The 20,606-nt window shown below is 54.8% G+C and carries 13 protein-coding genes; 6 read left to right on the top strand and 7 right to left on the bottom strand.

Going from position 1 to position 20,606, the window contains the following annotated elements; genetic code table 11:
* On the bottom strand, nt 1-801 hold an 801-nt coding region (locus Q673_RS22140; protein ID WP_023004830.1), incomplete at its 3' end, for an IS256 family transposase.
* Nucleotides 802-1,099: 298 nt separating this feature from the next.
* Here Q673_RS22140 and Q673_RS22135 point away from each other — a divergent pair.
* From Q673_RS22135 to Q673_RS35830, 5 genes are all read left to right on the top strand, one after another.
* Entirely contained in the window at nt 1,100-1,867 is a 768-nt protein-coding gene (locus tag Q673_RS22135) for a hypothetical protein (protein ID WP_152527067.1), read from the top strand.
* Between the two features lie 34 nt (nt 1,868-1,901).
* Nucleotides 1,902-2,468, top strand: a complete 567-nt coding sequence (locus Q673_RS35490) for a biliverdin-producing heme oxygenase (protein WP_023004828.1) — start codon at nt 1,902-1,904, stop codon at nt 2,466-2,468.
* 840 nt (nt 2,469-3,308) lie between these two features.
* A complete protein-coding gene (locus Q673_RS36440; protein WP_152527066.1) occupies nt 3,309-3,722 on the top strand; it encodes a hypothetical protein in 414 nt (137 codons plus the stop codon).
* Nucleotides 3,723-3,731: 9 nt separating this feature from the next.
* The gene (locus Q673_RS36435) at nt 3,732-6,155 is read left to right on the top strand and encodes a hypothetical protein (RefSeq protein ID WP_152527065.1); all 2,424 of its coding nucleotides are present in this window, start codon (nt 3,732-3,734) and stop codon (nt 6,153-6,155) included.
* Entirely contained in the window at nt 6,152-9,457 is a 3,306-nt protein-coding gene (locus Q673_RS35830) for a tyrosine-type recombinase/integrase (protein ID WP_081711960.1), read from the top strand. Before Q673_RS36435 ends, Q673_RS35830 begins: the two co-directional genes overlap by 4 nt.
* A 484-nt stretch (nt 9,458-9,941) precedes the next feature.
* Here Q673_RS35830 and Q673_RS22120 read toward each other — a convergent pair whose 3' ends face one another.
* Genes Q673_RS22120 through Q673_RS22110 form a run of 3 tightly spaced genes read right to left on the bottom strand, consistent with a single transcriptional unit; the run spans nt 9,942 to nt 11,668 of the window.
* On the bottom strand, nt 9,942-10,238 hold the full coding sequence (locus tag Q673_RS22120) for a hypothetical protein (protein ID WP_023004826.1): 297 nt from the start codon (nt 10,236-10,238) through the stop codon (nt 9,942-9,944).
* Entirely contained in the window at nt 10,228-11,439 is a 1,212-nt protein-coding gene (locus Q673_RS22115) for a site-specific integrase (RefSeq protein ID WP_023004825.1), read from the bottom strand. The genes Q673_RS22120 and Q673_RS22115 overlap by 11 nt, the downstream gene beginning before the upstream one ends.
* Nucleotides 11,432-11,668 (bottom strand): hypothetical protein, encoded by a 237-nt coding sequence (locus Q673_RS22110; protein WP_023004824.1) that lies wholly within the window; start codon nt 11,666-11,668, stop codon nt 11,432-11,434. Before Q673_RS22110 ends, Q673_RS22115 begins: the two co-directional genes overlap by 8 nt.
* Nucleotides 11,669-11,819: 151 nt before the next feature.
* On the opposite strand from Q673_RS22110, the gene Q673_RS35825 reads away from it, so the two are divergent.
* Nucleotides 11,820-12,029 (top strand): helix-turn-helix domain-containing protein, encoded by a 210-nt coding sequence (locus Q673_RS35825; RefSeq protein ID WP_023004823.1) that lies wholly within the window; start codon nt 11,820-11,822, stop codon nt 12,027-12,029.
* Between the two features lie 39 nt (nt 12,030-12,068).
* Here Q673_RS35825 and Q673_RS22105 read toward each other — a convergent pair whose 3' ends face one another.
* From Q673_RS22105 to Q673_RS0118030, 3 genes are read right to left on the bottom strand one after another with little or no spacing between them, the layout of a single operon-like run.
* Nucleotides 12,069-14,885 carry a BPTD_3080 family restriction endonuclease gene (locus Q673_RS22105; RefSeq protein WP_023004822.1) on the bottom strand — a complete coding sequence of 939 codons (2,817 nt, stop codon included), beginning with the start codon at nt 14,883-14,885 and terminating at the stop codon, nt 12,069-12,071.
* Nucleotides 14,882-16,795 (bottom strand): ATP-binding protein, encoded by a 1,914-nt coding sequence (locus Q673_RS22100; RefSeq protein ID WP_023004821.1) that lies wholly within the window; start codon nt 16,793-16,795, stop codon nt 14,882-14,884. The genes Q673_RS22105 and Q673_RS22100 overlap by 4 nt, the downstream gene beginning before the upstream one ends.
* A 3-nt stretch (nt 16,796-16,798) precedes the next feature.
* On the bottom strand, nt 16,799-20,101 hold the full coding sequence (locus Q673_RS0118030; protein WP_031217575.1) for a site-specific DNA-methyltransferase: 3,303 nt from the start codon (nt 20,099-20,101) through the stop codon (nt 16,799-16,801).
* Nucleotides 20,102-20,606 lie beyond the last annotated feature (505 nt).

Raw genomic sequence — 20,606 nt, 5'->3', positions numbered from 1 at the left:
AGCGGTCTTGTGGACCCAGCAGCGCTGATGGTCGGTCTCCGGGTAGATCTTGCTCAGCGCCAACCAGAACCCCATGGCACCGTCGCCCACCGCCAGCCTGGGAGCCGTGGTCAGGCCGCGCTCTCGCAGCCCCGTCAGCAGCGTTTCCCAGCTGTCAGCCGACTCACGGAAGCCGTCCTCGACAGCCACCAGCTCCTTGCGGCCCTGCTCCGTGACGCCGATGATCACCAGCAGGCACAGGCGGTCATCCATGCGCACGTTGCTGTACACGCCGTCGGCCCACCAGTAGACGTAGCGACGGTCTGACAGGTCACGCTGCCGCCACTCGGTATGCTCGTCTTCCCACTGTTTCTTGAGCCGAGACACCGTGTTGGCCGAGAGCCCCTTGGCCTGGTCGCCCAGCAGCGCCGCCAGCGCCTCCTGGTAGTCGCCAGTGGAAATCCCCTTCAGGTAGAGCCAGGGGATCAGTTCCTCGATGCTGCGGGCCCGCTTCAGGTAGGGCGGCAGCAGGCTGCTGTTGAAGCGAGCACCACCGCCGCTGCGGTCACGCACCTTGGGCACCTGCACGCTGACATCCCCAATCCCGGTCTGGACCGTGCGCTCGGGCAGGTAGCCGTTGCGGACCACGGCCTGTCGTCCATCGTCGAGCCGCTGATCGGCATACTGCGCCAGGAAGGTGGCCAGCTCGGCCTCGACGGCCTTGGCGATCAGGTCACGGGCACCTCGTCGCAGCAGCTCGTGCAGCGGGTCAGTGACCTGGGGTTCTGGTTGTGAAAGAGCCCGGAGGGTAGAATCGGTCATGGCGTATCCACTCGTGTTGGTTGAGATCTTGGTCGTGATCAACCAACAGGATACGCCACCCTTCCTACCTCCTCCCATACACCAGACTTGAGCTTAACTCCTGGCTGAAGCCAGAAGCGAAGCGGCTGAGGGCAGCTACCTGGGGCTGCGCTTCCCGGCCAGCGACATTCCCCAGATCGCCCGCGAACTCTATGCACGCAATCCCTGGCGCACCATCCCCAATGCCCAGGCCGAGAGCGTAGAAGTTCTCAGCGCTAGTCCAAGCCGCTCAGATCTCTCCCTGGTCGACCTGCGCAGCGTGTCACCGGTACACCGCCTCTACATGGCCAACATGGGCGTGGTGGGAGCGATCTCCTTTCCGCTGATGACAGCCAACCGCCTGGCCGGGCTGATCTCGCTTCACGCCTATAGGCCGCGCAGGCTGGCACCACCGGCACTCCGTCAACTCGCCGACAAGGTCAAGCGCTACGAGCTGGCCCGTCGCGACTACGAAACCCGTCAGCGGATGGAGCTCACCGACACCATCGAACGACGCTTCGACGCCATGAGCCGGGAGGTCATCGACGAGGGTGGCCTGGAGGCTGCCTGGCCAAACATCGGCCGCTGGCTCCGGGAGGAGTTCGCCGCAGACGGGGTCATGCTCGATGACGGGCTCGGCCTGTACAGCGACGGTCTGCACTTGGAACCAGAGGCACTGGAGGCAGTGCTAGCCTGGTGCGATAGCGACGCAAGTTCCACCCGTATCAGCGAGAGCCTCTCCCGGGAGTGCCCGGACATGCCGCTCTCCGAGGTAGCCGGATTGCTGGCGAGTGAAGTTACGCTGGAAGACGGCAGACGCTTGCGTCTGCTGCTGTGCCGGCGCGAGGAGGTACAGGAGGTGGCCTGGGGCGGCAACCCCGACAAGCCCACCGAGAACCCGAGTGGTGAGCATCCCATTGCTCCAAGGCGCTCCTTCGAGCGCTGGGTGGAACAGCGCCTGGGCTACTCACGTCCCTGGCCCGCCAACACCCACCTCAAGTTGCTCAAGCTGCGAGTACTGGCCTCGGCCTTCGGCCGTGATGAGTAAAACGCGCCGAGACATCGCCCGAGCCCCAGCCCTGTTGCTGCAGCTACGGGATTCCACCCGTGACTATCACCACGCGTTGGATCACCACCCAGAGCTGCAGCGGCTGCTGCGCCCGGGCCTGACCCTGAATGGCTACAGGCGCTCGCTACTCGCCTTGCACGCGCCACAGGCGGCGTTGGAGGGCGCCGTCGCGGAGGGAGCCATGTATCTCGGACAAGCCGAGCTGCTCTCCCCCTGTCGCCTACCGGCACTGGAGGCCGACCTGGCGGCGCTCGGCGTTGCGCAGACTGACACGGACATCTCGCACAGGCCCTCTGTGCCCCGGAGTGCCGCAGAGTTGCTGGGCCTTCGCTACGTACTGGAGGGCTCACGCCTCGGGGCCGAAGTCATTGTCCGGTGTTTGCACGACACCTTGGGAGAAGCCGCGCCAGTGAGTTTCTTCGCAGCTTCGCAGGGACATTGGCACTGGCGTAACTTCGTGGCACAACTCACCACAACACGGCTCAATGCTCAGGAGCAGCAACGGGCCATCAGCGCCGCACAGCATGCTTTCGAGGCTTACCGAGCTGGACTCGAGATTGAAAAACCAGTGACCACTTGAGCGGGGCTAGCTCCACCAAGCTGGGATTTCCATCTAGCCACCAACTGCTGGCTCTGAACATTCAGAGCCATTGTTCTCAGCACCTCATCTCCCCTTCCCCATACATCGCCCATGGAACTGCTTCTGGGTGCAGCCTTCCTGCATGAGGGCAAGATTTTCTAGCCACAACACCACATCATCAAATCGTGGATTTCATGGTTCTGGTAGGAGCCCACGCTACCATCAAGGCGCGAGAAATGCGGTTTTCAGCCAGCATGGATCATGGGGACGTCGATCATCCGAAAGCTCTCACCGATGACAAGCAGCCAGATCTAAAAATCCATGGGATTGGCGCAGCAGCTGGCTAGCATGGTCTTCACGAGGCACATGAGAGGCTAGCAATGATGAATAAACATATAGATATATGCTTATACCCAAACGATATCAAAAAACTTGCCGAATTTTCCCAATCGCCGATAGGCCGGTTGATAGCATATTCAAAGAGTCGCTTTTAGCCATGCTGGAGAAGACCACTGAGTGATGCGGTCACCAGCTGCCAAACACTGCTCAGAGACATCTTAGAACAAGGCCAACGAGGAGTAAGTCAAATATGAATAGCCGATAGATTTGAAAGCGCTGACGTCCTACCGGAGCGCTCTACATCTAGCAAACAACGCCTACGAGTCACTGTAGCTGGCTGATACCACATCAACCAGTGTGGCTTTCTGCGGCCGAATCATCCCATGACATTATCAAGGGAAGAGAATGCTTTTGTCTTCAGAATACTCCAAGCCTAGCCTCAAGGTGATCAACATAGAGAAGATTTCTCTTCCCGCAACATCCTCACATATAGAGATGTTGATGATGAGCAGCATCCCAGTAATAAAAGATCTAAGCCTGCTAAGCGAGGACAGCAGGAAAAATTTCTTATACCAGCACCCCATACTGGTCTGCAAAAACAAAGCCAACAACTTCATCTTGGTTGGAAATTTTCGTTCACTCGAGGTAGCTAAAAGCCTTGAAGAAAAGAGGGTGCCATGCATTGTGATAGAGCACATACCACAACATGATCAAATAAATCTTATTGCCACCAATGAGCTTATTAATATTTTGTTTTTCAGCCTGGAAAACAGTATAAGTTCACAAAGAGCCCTTCAGCTAAGAGAAGCCCTCCTCAATACCGACGAAAAAATACTTATAAAAATATGTAAGAAATTTGAATCCAAGAAAGGATTCTGCGAAATAACTCAAATCAACCCCAGAACAAAAATGTAAACCATGAACATGTCACATCACGAAGTTTCAAAAGACACTATTAACGTAATAGAAGAGGCATTACAGCCACGCCAAGACTATTATGGAGTCACTGACTGGGGAGACTGCATTGAAAGAATCATCGAAAACTTAGAGAGGATTGTTAGTGAATTCAACGGGGACTACTCCTGCTGGAATTTGCAAACACTCAGCAATTCACGAGAGGAGCTTTTGTCAGAGACGAAAAAAACAAAATTGATGAAAACCTTGCAAGATATTCCAAAATCCGGCTCTCGGGGGATTCTGTCAGACTCTCCAATAACATCACTCCTGAGTGAGTTACGAAAAAGGCCAGAAGAGTTGGTTGAGGCAAGCTACACCATAACTGCACATATCATCCATGCTGCTAAATGGTGGAGGGATGAAATCCTCAGGGATAAATCGGCAGACTATAACAACCAGAAAAATAAAAAACTATATAAAGATCGATACAAACCTAACCTCGAGGCTGCCTGTCGCTCGGTACGGCTAATATCTAATGAGGCAATGAAGAACATTGCTTTTGATATATTTGACACCACTCAGATATATAGGAAACTGGAAGAAACTACTGAGCAAAATAAGTACGAAAACTTCCTTGAAGAAAATGATGCTTCCTATGTAAAGAACATAGAAAGATTTTTAGCATTTTCGTATGCTGCCCGATCACCGCATGAAGGACCGTTAAAACGAAAAAATCGAAAAGCCTCAAATGTATTCGAAGAAAAGTTGAAGTTTGAGTTTGTCTTAAGTGGGCTAAATGCATCACCGACAATAATATCTAGGGAAATATGCTACGGCACAAGCGATAGGGAAAAAATTAACCACATTGAACAAAACCTAAAGTCAACTGGGCTCGCGATCACGGAGGAAATATCTAACATAGAGTACCAACGTGAGTCACAGCCCTTAAAAACAAAAAAAGGGGACACCACATTACAGTCTACGTTCCGTACCCAATTAGCCGACAAGCATATCAAGAAAAATGCTCAGTTGATCCCGTTTAGATGGGATCAACTGAGCAGCTACGAAATCAGAAAGCTATGGGAGTCAGTTTTATCACAACACAATCCACATGCCACAACTGTGATATGCCTGATGCTAATTACTGGACGCCCCTTGGAAAGCATCATTAACACAAGGGTAGTGAGAAAAAGGACTCACCTACCAAAACGAATAAACGAAAACGATATATTTATTATCGTCGAAGATAATTCATGGGCGAGTGGGATTATTGAACCAGAGTCTAGGCGTCAATTGAATTCGAATTGGAAAGACAATTTTGAGACAACGGTAGAGAAATCTTCCTTCAAAATTCCAATTGAGATATGGAGGCTGATGAGTAGTTCAATTAAAAAAGCCAGCGATCGCTCACATAAACGGTCATCAGGTCTGTTCAATGAAAACCGTCAAAAGACGCTAGAAGAGAATGTCAAAAAAATAGTATCAGCGACAAATAAAAAATTCAAAACTCGCTTAACATTACACAGGATCACAAATACATTGTTTCACCAAACAGTTTTTAGCAGTGGAGATATCGCTGAAGCTTCCCTCATAACAGGAACACTTCCAGCGACAGGCTCTATTTCATCGCTTTATTACTACACTCCAAGGATCGATCACTTGTGCAAAGTTTATGAAAACGTAATGAAGCGCATACAAGATGCAGCCATAGGATCATCGCCCGAACAACTAGATTTCTTGGATGAAAGTAGAGAGAAAGAAAGAGTAGGATCGCCAATAACACCAAAGGAGTCTTATATATTTGAAGTAGCAAAAGATCTTTACCAAAGGTGCATGAATGAAAAAATGAAAACATATGACCCTCAATTTATCGTTCGGACGCATAACGCTCTGACGTTATATACAGCAATGCTTATCATGTTCAGCACAGGCTACAGAAGTATAAAAGACCCCCTCTCAGACCTTAGCCATATCAATATACGAAGAAAAACTGTTGTAATTTCTGACAAAGTTGATGACAACTTGACAAACTCAAGGCTAGTACCGGCAACAGGACTTCTTGTTGACCAAGTTAATCATTATGTTGACCACTGCAACTTCTTGAAAGAGAGGCTATCAATCATTTTCGACAAAAACACCAGTAGGCCATTATTCTTTCTCTCTAGGAATATGGAACCTCAGCGAGTAACTCCAGAAAGGCTGCAGAGGCACCTATCCTTGGAAACAAAACCGCCACTCAATATGAACAGACACTATCTACGGACAAGACTGCGAGAGCTTGAGGTTCCAGGTGAATATGTTGATACATTCATGGGGCATTGGGGCTGCGACCAAGTACCATACAGCCGGTTTTCGACATTCTGTACACACCAGTACTTATCGACAACAAGAGCGGCAATAGAGACCTTGCTCGAAAGGAGCCAATGGAAGGTGGCTAGGGGGTTTTCATGAATCTCGGTAGCGTATGGAACGGATGGGGGCTTGGTGAGCCTGTAAAATATGCCGATGATACTCCCGGCGACTTAGTACGTGCTGCACAAAGAAAGAATGAAAAGCACAAAATTAAAAAAAGTGTGATTGAAAGGGTCTATCTCATTGACCCGCGCCTGGTAAATGGAGTCAAAGGAATTCAGGTTGTAGATTCCAAGATTGAAGATCTCATTGATTGGATTGCCAAGGAGCATAGTGGTGCTGCACATAAGATTGCTCACAATTTTTTGTCCCGCGGCCTAGATAAAGGCTGCAGGGATTTAGGCTGGGATGTTTCAGTACCCTCGCCAATGGTTACCAAAGCTAGGGAAGAAAACCCATTCACTATAAAAAGCTATAAACTTTTATCTGAATACGATGAACTTATGGATAAACATGAAAAGGCAGGCCTAGCCCAGTCAACAGAATTCCGTTCACCCGGCTGGGCATTTGGAAGGTTTGCTTTTTGCCTGATAACAGAAGGAGCACTGTTAAACAAATACTGGATTAAAAAACTTAGTGAGGCTGTTTCAAATGGTGTTGGAGTACTGGATGAAAAAATATACCTTACTTTGGAAGGAAGTATTACAGAAAAACACAAAAACTCACTTACTGCACTAGAGAGCAGCTTAAATAATGAGCCAAAAAACGACCAAAAAATATATAGAAGGCTATTCCCTGGACCAACGAGCTCATTGGCTTTGCTCAGCTATTACAAAAAAATGTCAGGTACCCATCATCTAAACAAGAGCGTTTATCAGTGCCTGCAGGAGTATGTTCAGGATCTTGACAAAAGAATATCAATGTCTCAGGAAAAACTCTTGGAAACTCTCATTTCTTATGGAGTGGCTGCAGCGTCTCACACTCTCCCCGGCTATTTGGTACACTATTCAAAATCAAAAAATGTCAGCATTTCGCTAGACCCATCAGGCTGGCATCGTTTGATGACAGGAAAGATAGACAGTAGCCTTGAAAAAAAAGGTGATGATGATAGCACTGAACCTTTCTATAATCCTGGAATTTCCATCGGAAAAAAGTCTCTACACACTGGAGCTGCGAATACAGACCAAACACAGAGGTTCACTGAATTATACGACTTGTTGAAAACGGACAGCTATGCCGGAAGCTCGGGAAGAAAATATGTAAAAGACAACATTCATAACTTCTTGTCATCTTCACATCTGAATAGCCCTATCATTCAAGCTATTGGTCATTGGACTTACCACCTTTTGATAAATGGCAGCGTGCAGAAATCTAAGATATCAATCTCTACTATAAAAAATTATATTGGGAAATCAGGAATCAATGGTCGTTTATTAACTTCATTGGCATCTCAACATGAAGACCTGTCTTCACTAGGTCATGAGGAATGGGCAAATATTTATGAGAATATCCTTTCCAAATCAAGCAGCGACCACAACTACAACATTAAATCATGGTCCCTTAGCCAATTTCATGAGTTCTTGATGGAAAAATTTGAGGATATACCTCCCCTTGAAATAGGGTCTTCAGCTCGCCAGGAAACACGAGTTGACAACAACATAATCACGCCTGCTGAGTACAAAAGGTCTCTAGACATAATAGTTAAATCAGACCAAGCATTTAGGTTTAAAGAGATACAACATATCGCCTTAATTTTAGGATATCGATGTGGTCTTAGAAGAGGCGAAATAAGAAATCTAAAGATCGCTGACGTAAATCAAAATCTGAGTGAGACCATGTCGAACATGGAAAGTTGGATCCATAATGGTAAATCAGAGTCCGCAACCCGCCGCATCCCCATGGATCCATTCTTGTCAAAAAATGAGATGGAAAAAGTAGTTTATTGGTTAGATAAACGCCACTCTGAAACCGGTTATAAAGCGCTTGGAAAAGAACTTTTTCTTTGCCTCCCGGGCCAAGACCACCGGCCACTAAGCGACATGGAGCTATTCCTTCCCATAACAAAAGCACTGAAAATCGCTAGCGGTATGCCGAATGCCCGATTCCATCATTTGAGACATTCAAGTGTAACATTCGCTCATGCCCATATTGACAACCCTGGAAATGGCAGGCCATTACCCAAAAAGTTTGTAACGGATGACAATGGTGAATGTGCCATTCCATACTATCACCATGACTTATCTAGCGCACTGGGAATGGCGAAAAGTAAACAGACATGCCGAGGAAGGATATGGTTAATTAGTAGCTACCATGGTCATATCAGTCCTGCAGAGACTCTTCGGAGCTACTCACATTTAACTGACTTGATACTTGGCAATCATCTTTGGGAGTCCGATGATTTGGCTCTCCCACAGGATCAACAAGCTGCGCTTTTAGGCTTGTCAAGAGAGTCGCTGCCTGTGTGGAGGTCGCGGAAGAAAATAAAAGGTGAGACCACATCAAAAGAGCTAATAGCTGGTTTAGGTAAAGAAGTATGGCGTCCATACCTTGAGCCCCCACCTGAAGGGCACTGGGAAACTTTCCCCCTGACTAAAGTAAATAACATTGCAACACCAATGATAAAATTAATTAGCCCCCTATTTGTATATAGGATTTTGGCAAGCATCGAAAGAGAGGAAGCCATTGGCAAGTCCCTGAGACAATCGGTTTTAGCTATTGCATATCGTTTCCAAATGCCTGATATCGTGATTGATCAGTGGGTCATTAAAGCATCATCACTTATGGAAATGACAACCAGCCGCCGTAACGGGCGCCAGCGTTATGGTAAGCAACGTGTAAAGAATCCGTTGACTGGTGATAAGATTATCAGGGCATACCTTCCTGAAATAAAGAGGTGTTTAGCTCCACCTAGGTCTCCAGAGCATCAGAAGGAAAGCAACACCTTCTTTCACAAAATCATTGAGTGGTATCTTGAAGATCCTGAACAGTGCTATGATTCACTAGAAATATTTCACAGCGCAATTCAGAGGTCAGCTGGCCAAGTCAACTTCCGTGACAAGCGCCACCTTGGACCTGCACTTAAGATGTGCGAAAAATTGCAAATAATGTCATATGCAAAATTATTCGTTGAGATACCATCCGGTGCCAACCCTGCAGAAGCTCAAGCCTATTGGAGTCAATTACTCGAAATTAAACGATCACAAGTAAAGTGCATGATCCGTGAGAATGATCAACCCACACGGGACCCTAACGGACTTGCTAACTTACGACTTTACTATGAAAAATCTCAAGAAGAATTAAAATACACTCTCTGGCCCTGCCTCAGGTTTGCCATTTTCACAGCTGGTGTCGTAATAGAATCAGACTTGCTTGAAAAAATGACTAGTGAGCAATCTTTATGATGAGTTTTCTTTCTCCTGTTCTGTGTTCTCCAAACATGGAAAGGGAACGGATAGTTGACATTGACTGACGGTCACATTGGCTAGCAATGGCCGGCATCGCAGGCCGGAAGGAAGCGATGGTATAAATTATGTATTAACTTGTTTTTCTTTTCGTACAATATTTCTGAAATGCATTAGGCTCGGCCAGGCTACAACCCTGACCGAGCCATCCTTTATTACGGCTTGAGCACTACATATCGTTCCAGCATCCAGGAACCGGACGGAACCTGCTGGGCCCGAAGTCTCGCATGAATCCACATGCCTGGCTTTGGAAGGATCAGTGTTTCCTGCACCCAGTCACGCCAATTGACCTCAAATCGCCTCCCATTGCCCAAGAGCCATATCCGTCGTGTACTACTCTCCAGCTCCGGTATTAGCCAGTCGTGGCGCTCTACCTGCATCACTGCCTCGATGATGCAGGGAGGATTATTTACTTGTCTCATCATTATCTCCCCCCCTCTTCCCAACGCGTCAATGCTTTTTCCAGAGCGTCAATGAGCATTGGGATAACCTCACGGGTCGGCAGCAGGTCACGATCAATCAGGGTTTGCGCCACCCAAGACTCCAATGCCTCCTGGTTATTTCGCTCGCAGCCGGTACCCAGCAGCATCACCAAACCACAGCCGGGTCGAATGTTAAGAGCCAGGCCGATGGCACTGGCCAGCTTTCTAACGTTGCGACGGGCCGACCGAGTGATCAAGGTGTCTTGAACGGCAGCTATGCTGTAGAGATCAGCGGGCATGGCTCACCTCCTCTGCGTCTTCATGGTCTATTTCGGAAGCTTGTTGGGCTGTTCTCAGCATGGTCTCGAAGGCAGAGCCATCCTGTCGGGTCAGGTTGGGTACATAACGCGAATAGACCCTGAACAGCATTTCAGTCGTGGTGTGGCCCATCTGCCGAGCGATCCATTCCGGGTTTTCACCCGCGGCGAGCCACAATGTGGCGGCCGTGTGCCGGGTCTGGTAAGGCCGCCGACGACTCAACTCCAGCTCATCAAGCAGCGGGTACCAGATGCGCTTGGTGATATTCTGATGGTCCAGCGCGTTGCCCACCCGGTTACAGAACACCAACCGCTGACCTCCGGTCACTTGCTGCTGCGACCGCAGTGCCTGATAGACCGGCTCCGACATGTCGATGGCACGGCTCGAGCCATCTGTTTTGGTGTCTACTACCTCACCGTGTACCAGCGACTGCTTGACCAGGATCTGGCGACGGGAGAAATCGATATTGGCCCAGGGCAGGCCATCAATCTCACCGGTGCGCATGCCGGTGAAAAAACGTACCGTGTAGTAGTCGCGGAAGTCGGGCCGCACGTTGTCAATGATGCGCCACACCTCCTCGAGCGTGAACGGTTGGACATCGGTACGCGGCACCCTCAGCGATTTAATCCCCCGATACGGTGAGCTAAACTCAAAGCGGTCGGCGGCTTCATTCAGCATCATGCGCAGAGGCGTCATGATGTGGTTCATGCGACTGGCAGATAGCTTCTTGCCGCTCCGGGTAGTCACTTTGGCGAGGGATGACCGGAACTCAAGAATGTCTGCTCGGGTGATGCTGCCGACCTCCTTCTCCCCCAGTTGGGGCAGGATGTGGCGATCGAGGCTGCTGCGCACCGTCCTGATCTGCGAGTTTCGCCACTCGATCTCCTTCTCCGCGAACCAGGTCTCGGCGAACTCGGCCAGCAAAGGCGTCTCCCGGTACCCCCCCTGGGACTTCAACGCTTTCTTGCTTAGCGTCTCGGCTCGCTGACTGTTGGGGAAGTAGCGCCCGTAGTCGAAGCTATCGAGGATGATCTCGGCCTCGATCTTCTCCATGATCTTGATCAGCTTGCGGCGGTTGGCAGGCGTGTCATCCAGGGCTGTTTGCTCACGACAGCGCTTACCCAAGTACCGGAAGTCAAAGAAGAGTTTCCCGTTATCTTCCCTTGCGCGAATCTTACCCATGGCAGACACCCCCTCGTGCCATCGGCACACCCAGGCTCTCCTCGGCGGAATAGAGCTTCATGTCACGCTCGATGGGCTCCCAGAGGTAGAGAATCTTGCGGCCTCCGAACGGACGGATGTAGTGGATGCCCTCCAGGAGGACACGATCCTTGAGACGCTCTCGGATGGTACGAACGTCATACTTGATGCGCGCGGCCAGCTCAGACGTCGTCAGATAGACATGAGCCATGACGGTCTCCTTATGTGCTATGGTTTGCAGGAGACCAAAGGATCTGCTTGGCAACCCTTGGTGATCTCCTGTAGGTCACTATAGCCCAAAGAAGATCACTTGCAAGCCATTTTGGACTACAGGAGATCAAATTGATTTTTATGGTGGGAAGATGATCAAGTGCCATCTCTCTCGTATGCTGGGTGAGCGTAAGCTAAAGATCACCGATGTAGCACGTGATACAGGCATCAATCGAGGCACCATCACTCGCCTCTATCACGAAAATGCCAGTCGAGTGGAACTGGATGTGATAGACGAGCTGTGCCGTTATTTCGACTGCGAGGTGGGAGACCTTCTTGAGTACATAGAGGATGGAAAGTAGCTCAATATCAAACCATTAGACATCCTCTGCGTAAGCAATTCATAGATACCTCTCGATGACGTCCCGTGTCTGGGCTGGCTCGAACACGGTATCGAAGGCCCACTGGCCGAACCCACCCTGCTCGTTGACGGCCTTCACCCAGGTCTCCATGGCGGCACGCTTCTCAGCGTTCTGCTGGCTGTCCTGGCCCTTCACCTCGAGCACGAGCGTCTTGCCGTTGGTGAGTCGGATCAGGTAGTCGGGCACGAAGTTGCGCGAGGAGCCTCGCCACAGGTAGCGCACCTTGAAGTCGAGGTGGTCGTTCTTGGCCCAGGCGGCGATGCCGGAGTGGTCCTCGCAGACGTCGGCGACCATCTTCTCCCAGGCGCTGTCGTAAACGACGTGGCTGATCTGGGAGCGCTCGGTCGGGGCGCAGGGCTTGGTGGTGAGCCAGGGTCGCATGTAAGACGTGGCCCCGATGGGCTGGTGCTCCTCGAAGATCAGTTCCTGGCGCTCCACGTTCTGCTCGGTGACGTAGCGGCTGACGTGCCCTACCACGGTATCCATGTTGAGGGCGAAGAGCAGCCGACGCCGTACCGGGTCCTGGTGCCAGAGGCTGGGGATATCCAGCTTGTCGCTTTCCAGGAACTGCTCAACCAGCCTGATCAGCTGCACGGCGAGGTACTGCTTGTCGCCACCGAAGGCGGCCTGGTTCTGCAGGTAGAGCTTGCGAGCCGCGCGGAAGATCAGATTCTGCAGTCGGAATTCCTCGACCGCCCGCTCGAGGTCGATCTCGGTGGCCATGGCCAGGTTGGGTGAGCCGGTCAGCGAGGGAGCGATATCCGCATTGAGCGGGGTCTGGGCCGGGTCGAGGGTCAGTATGGGTACACTCTGCCAGTCGATCACCAGCTCGGGTTTGAGGACGTTGTCGATGCGATCGACGTTGGGCCAGCGGATTTCCAGGTGGTTGCGGCCTGGCTCCACCTCGATACGCACGCTGGGCTTTGGCGGCGGGGGTGCCTCGCCGCCTTCGCTGGCGTCCTGGAAGATGGAGAGCGGTACGCCGAAGACGTTGACGTACTCGGGGAGAAACTTGCGATCGGCGTCCATGTCGTGGGAAACGCGACGTAGCCCACGCCCGATCACCTGCTCACACAATAGCTGACTGGTGAAGGCACGCAGCCCCATGATGTGGGTGACGTTGGCGGCATCCCAGCCCTCGGAGAGCATGGCTACCGAGATGACGTTCTGAAGATACTGCCCCGGCTGGCCGCGCTTGCCGACGGTATCGACCAGGGCGCGCAGCTGCTCCTCCTGCTTCATGGCCAGCAGGTCGGCCTCCTTGTCGCCGGGGAGACTGGCGGCCTTGATGAGGGCCTCCAGCCGGGCAGCGTATAGCTTGTCCTTGGTGATGGTTTCGCCCTGCTCGGCCTTCTCGAGCACCTTGGAATCGACCCGCAGGGTGGCATCCGGGGCCTGGGTCGCTTGGATCAGGCAGTCACCGCCGTTGAAGAAGTGCTCGATACGCGCCGCGGTCTCGGTGCGGTTGCAGACGGTGAGCATCACCGGGGGAATGGTGTGGCCGGCCGCTTCCCACTGGTTCCGGGTTTCCTTCCAGTCGTAGGCCAGCAGGGCGTAGGCCTTCTGCACCAGATCCGGTAGGGGGGCGGTGGGTTCGGCCCGGCGGTTGAGGTCCTCCTTCACCTCGTCCTCGCGGTAGAGGTGGTAGAGCTTGCTGGCGTAGGTCTTGGCGTTGGCCAGGGCATCATCGCGCACCACCACCCGCGGGGTCTTGACCAGCCCCGCCTCGATGGCGTCGTTGAGGCCGAAGTCGGAGACGATCCACTCGAACAGGCCGGACTCGGTGTTGCTCTTGCCGGTGGGGGCGAAGGGCGTGGCGGAGAGGTCGAAGCAGCGGCGGATGCGACGGGTCTTGTGGATGCGGTCCAGGCCCTCTATCCAGCGGGTGGCCTCCTCCAGGTCGATGCCCAGCTCCTCGGCCTGCTTCTTGCTGACCTTGGATTCGGCCTGCTGGCGATAGGCGTGGTGGGCCTCGTCGTTGATCACGATAAGGTCGCGTTCGTTGGCCAGCGACCCCAGCACGCGACGGGTGAAGGCCTCGTCGCTCTCCTTGCCCTTCTTGACCACCGAGCGGGCCTGCTCCTTGAGCGGCATCAGGGTGTGCCAGTTCTCGATAACCAGCTCGACCCTGTTGAGCTGCTGCCGCATGGCTTCGTTGGGGCAGAGGTTGAACTCGTCATAGACGTTGTGGGGGTGGCCTGGCTTCAAGACCTGCAGGCGACTCTTCACCGTGAGCCCCGGGGTGACGATCAGCACCGCCTTGGAGAAGCGGCGGTCCTTGGGGTAGTGGATGGCATTGAGGGTCTGCCAGGTGATGATCAGCGACATCACCGATGTCTTACCGGAGCCTGTGGCCATCTTGTTGCAGATGCGCTCCCAGGGGCCACCGTCACCGCTGAGGAAGATGCCCTGGCGGTAGGGCTCCTGGGCTTCCAGCCACCAGATCAGGGTCTCGATGGCCTCGAGCTGGCAGAAGTAGAACGGGTACTGGCGCGGACCACCCTCCCAGCGACAGGCATCCGGGTCCCAGTCGCCCCGAGCATGCCAGTGCTCGAGCAGCTGGCGGGTGACGCTGGTGACACCGGGGTAGCCCTCCGCCCGCCACTCATCGACGCGCTGGCGGATACGGTTGACCTGCTCCAGGGGCTCGGTGCGCTGGGTGTTGTTGCGGGTGTCGAAGATCTCGTAGGCCGCCGGACGACGCCCCTGCTGGAGGGTCATCTGCTTGCCGTCGCGCTCCCAGTAGGCCGAGGGCGCATCGTAGGGCGAGTTGATGATCAGTGATCGGGTTGTCATGCGGTAACTCCTTCTACCGTGCGATAGCCCTGCTGCCGATGGTTCGGGACATTGGGGTAGCGCAGCTCGAGCTTGCCTGCCTTCACCAGCGGGGCCACATGCCGCTCACCGATGTTCTTGGGCGAACGCTGGAGCAGCTCGGACAGCTGACGCAGCGTGAGGAAACGGCCTTGGCAGAGCTTGAGCAGCGTCGCCTGCATCGTCTCGGGCGGGGTGCGCTTGGCGGCAGCGACCGGGGCTGCGATGCGCTGCAGTGCTTCCCATGCTGGGGCATGCTCATCGGCATCGCTGTGGGGGGAGCTCCCTTCACTATGCGGGAAGGTAGTGCCCTTGTGGGGGGAGCTCGGCTCACTATGAGGGAACATAGTCTCTGAGTGTGGGGGGCTGCTCTCCACCTTGAGATCGGTGGGGGCGGCGAGCGACGCCGGCAGGGTGTAGTAGGCCCCCCGGCTGCGTCCATGGGGTGCCAACATGCCCTTCTCCACCAGGCCGCTGAGCATCTGGGTGATATCGACTCGGTGCAGAGTCAGCATCTCCTGCAGGCGACGGTTGGTGACCTGCTGCTCCAGGGAGGCGATGACCAGTGTCTGCGCCTCATCGGGGGAGAGCGCCTCGAAGGCTTCACCGAAGCGCTGCTGCAGGCGTGCCATCACGTCCTCGGGCATCACGCTGATCAGCGGCAGGGTGAGGATCACGCGATCGGGGCGCAGGGTCTCCTTCAGGCTGGGTGGCTGCCACAGGTGGGCGTGCCAGCTGCGCCGTATCTTGTCGAGGCCGGAGCCCGCCTTGTCGCCCACGCCGAGCAGCTGGAACATCAGCTGCAGCGACTTGTTGCGACACTCGGTGACCCCACCCGCCAGCAGCTGCTCCTGGGAGAGCAGCAGGGTGCCGGGGTTGGAGAATTCGAAGCGCTCCTTGAAGCGATCGACCACGATGCCGCCCTGGCCGGTGTGGTCGGCATGGATCAGGGCGTTGACCAGGGCCTCCGTCAGCGCCTCGTGGGCATCGCTCTGGGCACGACGGTCGGGCCGGAAGGGCACCTTGAGGGCAGGATCATGGCTGAGCTTCTGTACGACGCGCTGGTAGAACTGGAAGAGGTTGGCTTCCCAGGTGCCGTCGATGGTGAGGCGATCGCTCCAGCGGATGTCGTCATCCTCGGCCAGGCGCTCGCGGTAGTCGAGATGAAAGCCCGGCACAGCCAAGGGGTCCTGAATGGCCTGCGTCTGGCCGAACATCAGCAGCCCGGCCAGGGTCAGCCCCTCCTGCTGGGTGCGGCGATCCTTGCGCCACCCCCCGAGCTTCTTCAGCAGGCCGAGATCGTTCTCGGTCAACCAAGGGTGATCAGGCACCCGCGAGGCCACCCGGTTGCGATACTGCTTGAGCGAGGCGGGGTCGAGGTCATCGAAACCGAAGTACTCGAGGATGCGGCTGTCCGCGGGCTCCTGGTCGAGGCGGTCGGCGAACATGCGCTGCACCTCGGCCTCGTTGCAGCGGAAGTCGCCCTCGTGGTTGCGACGGTAGCTGCCCGTGAAGGGGTCGACGCCGATATAGACCGGCCGCTCACTACGGGTGGCGCGGGGCACCTCGATCACCAGGATGGCGTCGCCCTGGTGGGTCTCGACGCTGACATGGTGCTCCTGGAGAATATTGGCGCTGACCTTCTGGGGGTTGTTGAGCGTGACCCAGAACTCACCGCGCAGCTTATCCACATCCGCTTGCGTGAGACCGGCTGTGGATGGCCCCTCGTCGCCCTCCTTCACCCCCAGGTAGAGCGTGCCGCCCGCAGTGTTGGCGAAGGCGCTGTAGGTCTCCCACAGGCTCTTGGGTAGCCCGCCCTTGGCCGCCTTGTATTCTGTATCGACTCCCTCATGGCGAGCCAGCACCTCGAAGAGGCTGGTGTGCTGTGTCATGGGTCAGTCCAGCCGAACGACTTTCAGCGATTCGATGCCGCGGTTATCGACGATCTTCACCGCGATGCAGCGGTTATCACCGGGCTCGAAGGGCAGCGACTGGGTGCCGTGGTACTGGCCCAGCAGCTCCTCGTTGAGCTCGGCGCGAATGTCCTTCTTGAGCTTGTACCAGCCATCCTTCTTGCCGGCCATGGGGAAGAACACCTGGCGCGGGTAGAGGGAGCGGTCGTCGTAGTCGGTATCCAGCTCCCACACGGCGATGTCACGCTTGCCGCCCGACTTGAGCTCGCCGCTCTTGGTGTCGAAGTAGTCGAAGCCGTGCACCTCGACCTGCAGCTTGCCGTCCTTCAGCTCATGCACCTCGACGTCCGGCTGGCCCATCAACCAGAAGGACTCGTTGCTGCGGGCGTTCTTCTTGAGGTCCTCGGTGAGCAGGTCGGTGTTCATCTGCACCTTGAGGGCCTGGATGCCCTTGATGCTGTCGATGTCCTTGGCGGCCTCCGGGTCGAAGGTGAAGGCACAGAACACCAGCAGCTTGGGCAGCGGGAAAAGGTCGCCGGCCTCGTTCTTGGCGATCTCCACCTGGCGCTGCTCCAGGGCGGCGTACTCGGGGCCGAAGCTGACGGCGACACGTTCACCGGTCTCCGCCACCGTGCCCACGGCATGCAGGTACTTGGCCCCGGGCAGTGTCTCGAGGTCCATCAGCTTGAGGTGCTGGCCCCCCTTGCCGCGGATACCGGCCTTGAGCAGCTCCTCGCGCCACTGGGCATGGCGGGAGGTGGCCCCGGAGCGGGCCACGGCGACGTCGGCCTCCTTGGGCTGCTCGGCCTCATCCAGGCCCAGCACGGTGGCGAAGGGCACTGCCTCCACGGTGAAGGGGCCGGTGATGCGCAGCTTATCCTTGCTAACCTCGGGCTGGTCGTAGAGCACCTCCTGGCCGGCATGGTTGGCGATGCTTTGATCCATGTGTTGCTGCATGGCCCGGCGGCAGGAGTGGAACCCAGCCAGAGCGTCCAGCGCCTCCCGGTTCCAGTGCTCGGGATAATCGAAAGGTACCTCCCACTCGAGCAGGGCATTGACCGGTACTTCTTCCCCCGAAGGCAGTGTCTGTGTCTTGCCGGCATCCTTGACGAAGTCGATCTGCTGCCCCTTGCGAGCGCCTTCCAGCACGGTGAAGGGGCGGGTAGGGGGTTCCTTCTGCAAGGAGGCGTTTAGCCGCTCCAGGCAGTGTTGGATTGCAGGATGCTTCTTCTCGTAGATTTCATCGATCTCCGGGTTGTTGGCGATCGACTTCAAGGTGATATGCGGCACCGTCTTGTAGATGAAGCCCCCACCCAGCCCTTCCTGAGGATACTTCAACTCGAAGTAGTCGTAGCTGGCGGTCATCAGGCGCTGCTTGGCCAAGGTGACGGCGACGCGGGAGGTATCGCAGGTGACCCAGCGTCGCCCCCACTTCTCGGCCACATAGGCGGTGGTGCCGGAGCCGCAGGTGGGGTCCAGTACCAAATCGCCAGGGTCGGTGGTCATCAGAAGGCAGCGTTCGATGACTTTGCTGTTTGTCTGAACCACGTAATTCTTTGGATCGCCGAAGCCAGCCGTAGTGGTGTCATCCCAAAGTCGATTGATTGGGAAAGCGGCAAAGTCATCAAGAAAACGAACATATCGCAGTGTGTTGCCTGCACCGTACAAACGCCAAGAATTCTTAAGCCTTTGCATTCCTGTCTGTGTCGTCTTCCAACCCGACTTCTGCGGAGAAAAGCTTTGACCCATGAAAGATAAAGAAAAAACTTGGGGGCCACCAGAGCTTTGTGATGTCAAGTTATCAGGGGTAAAGACACCTTTTTCAGGGGCCTCCGCAACCCCGATTCTTCTTCTTAATCCACTACCTTCTTGAACCATCGAATAACCAGATGCGCCTGCACCATCCAGCACTTTACCCCGATAAAGTTGATTATACTTGGTCTTCCGAGCGTCTTTTCCATACCAAACTAAGTAATCTGAAACACGAGCTAGTACGTCAGTTCCACCACTAGGACTTCCAGCGCCAGTCGTTTTTTTGAAAGTAATGATACCGATTGAGTTGCCCGACCCAAAAATCTCGTCGCAAATCTCACAAACATGGTGCAGGTTCTCATCCGAAATCTGCACAAATACCGATCCACTCTCATTCAACAACTCTCTCGCCAGAAGCAACCGATCGCGCAGATAGGTGAGGTAGGAGTGAATGCCCAGCTCCCAGGTATCCCGGAAGGCCTTGATCATCTCTGGCTCTTGGGTCAGGTCCTCGTCCTTGCGATCCTTGACGTCCCGCTTGTTCGTGAACGGCTGGAAGTTGGAGCCGTACTTGATGCCGTAGGGCGGGTCGATATAGATCATCTGCACCTGCCCGGCCATGCCCTCCTTCTGCAGCATGGAGTTCATCACCAGCAGGGAATCGCCGGCGATCAGGCGGTTGGCCCAGTCGCGCTCGTGCTTGTAGAAGTCGATGGCCTCGCGCAGCGGCAGGTTCTCGAAGGGGGCGTGGAACATGTCGGGCTGGAAGGCGCTGCCACCCTTCTTGCCCGCCTTCATACGCTTCTGCACCTCGCCGAGGATGGTGGCAGGGTCGATACGTTCGTGAACGTGCAGGGAGACGGTATCCACCTCGAAGCTGGTGCGCTCGGCCTTGCCGGTCCACTGCAGGTAGGGAGACTGCCGACGCTTGAGCTCCTCGAGCGCAGCCTTCATCTGCTCCTGGTCACCGGAGGCCAGAGCATCGTCGATCAACGCCTCAACCTGGGCACGGTTGGCGGAGGAGTCAAACTGCAGCTCGGGATCGAGATGCGGGTCGTAGGCCCAGGTGGTGGTCTCCTCTACCCCATCACTGGCGGTATCCACCATGCCCACATGGGGGTTGTTCTTGCGTTTCTCGTCATAACGGTAGGAGAGCACCTCGGCTTGGTCAGGCTTCTTCTGGCGCGGCCTGGTGGCCCGCTTCGGTTTGGCCTGTTGCTGGTTCAGCGGTAGCTCGGCGGGGACCTCCTGCATCTGCAGGGTGAGGTCTGGGGCTGCGGGCTCCGCTACCGGCGCTTCTTCTGAGTCTGCAGGCTGAAGTGACAGACGATACACGGAACCGCCCCGGCCGCGCCCCTTGCCCAGCACGCCTTCCTTAACCAGCCCGTCGCGCACACGCTCATAGTCGGACTTCTCGACCTCGCCTCCCTCTTCGCCGAGCTGCTTGAGCAGCCTGGCGTTGCCGAGGGTGCTGCCGTCGTCGGGCACGAGGGTGAGGATCAGCTCGCGTAGCTGGGCGTCGGTCTTGCTCATGGGGCGTCCCTGTCGTTCTGGCGGCGATGAATGCGCTTAGCCTGCTGATGATACAGGCCATCATGGTGAATCGGCAGGAAGGCCGCAAGGCGCGATGTGGCCATGGACGCTAGCCCGTCTCAGCCGTGCCCTTAGCATATTCTTGCCATCTTTTGGGATCACGTACGAAATCGGCCCCAGACACGCCATACCATATTTCAGACTTTTTTTGTGAAGGCACTCCTGACGGCAGACTCACGGAAAAAACGGCTTATACCATATTTGGCTCGTTTTTGGGGAATTGGAGATTCCAGCCAGCCTCCCTATTCGCCATGGTGTTTGTTGTACCGTGGGTATGCCACATCGCAACCAGGAGAAACCGATGAGCACGTCCAACTACCACCACTATTCCACTTTCACAAAGAGGTACCTCAACGCTGTAAAGAAACAGCTGGGCCTGCCCAAAAATGCGCCGTTGGACCACGAGGTCATGAGGCACGTCCTTGAGGATCCGGCTATTCTTTCC

Source organism: Halomonas sp. PBN3 (assembly GCF_000475415.1).
Classification (GTDB): domain Bacteria; phylum Pseudomonadota; class Gammaproteobacteria; order Pseudomonadales; family Halomonadaceae; genus Halomonas; species Halomonas shengliensis.
Note: the sequence above shows the minus strand (reverse complement) of the source record. Positions and strands in the feature narration are given on the sequence as shown.

What these genes read in the sequence shown, in the direction of transcription:
- Q673_RS0118030 (WP_031217575.1), bottom strand. Translation starts at nt 20,101, where the DNA reads ATGAGCAAGACCGACGCCCAGCTACGCGAGCTGATCCTCACCCTCGTG.
- Q673_RS22100 (WP_023004821.1), bottom strand. Translation starts at nt 16,795, where the DNA reads ATGACACAGCACACCAGCCTCTTCGAGGTGCTGGCTCGCCATGAGGGA.
- Q673_RS22110 (WP_023004824.1), bottom strand. Translation starts at nt 11,668, where the DNA reads ATGGCTCATGTCTATCTGACGACGTCTGAGCTGGCCGCGCGCATCAAG.
- Q673_RS22105 (WP_023004822.1), bottom strand. Translation starts at nt 14,885, where the DNA reads ATGACAACCCGATCACTGATCATCAACTCGCCCTACGATGCGCCCTCG.
- Q673_RS35825 (WP_023004823.1), top strand. Translation starts at nt 11,820, where the DNA reads ATGATCAAGTGCCATCTCTCTCGTATGCTGGGTGAGCGTAAGCTAAAG.
- Q673_RS22120 (WP_023004826.1), bottom strand. Translation starts at nt 10,238, where the DNA reads ATGCCCGCTGATCTCTACAGCATAGCTGCCGTTCAAGACACCTTGATC.
- Q673_RS36440 (WP_152527066.1), top strand. Translation starts at nt 3,309, where the DNA reads ATGATGAGCAGCATCCCAGTAATAAAAGATCTAAGCCTGCTAAGCGAG.
- Q673_RS36435 (WP_152527065.1), top strand. Translation starts at nt 3,732, where the DNA reads ATGTCACATCACGAAGTTTCAAAAGACACTATTAACGTAATAGAAGAG.
- Q673_RS35830 (WP_081711960.1), top strand. Translation starts at nt 6,152, where the DNA reads ATGAATCTCGGTAGCGTATGGAACGGATGGGGGCTTGGTGAGCCTGTA.
- Q673_RS22115 (WP_023004825.1), bottom strand. Translation starts at nt 11,439, where the DNA reads ATGGGTAAGATTCGCGCAAGGGAAGATAACGGGAAACTCTTCTTTGAC.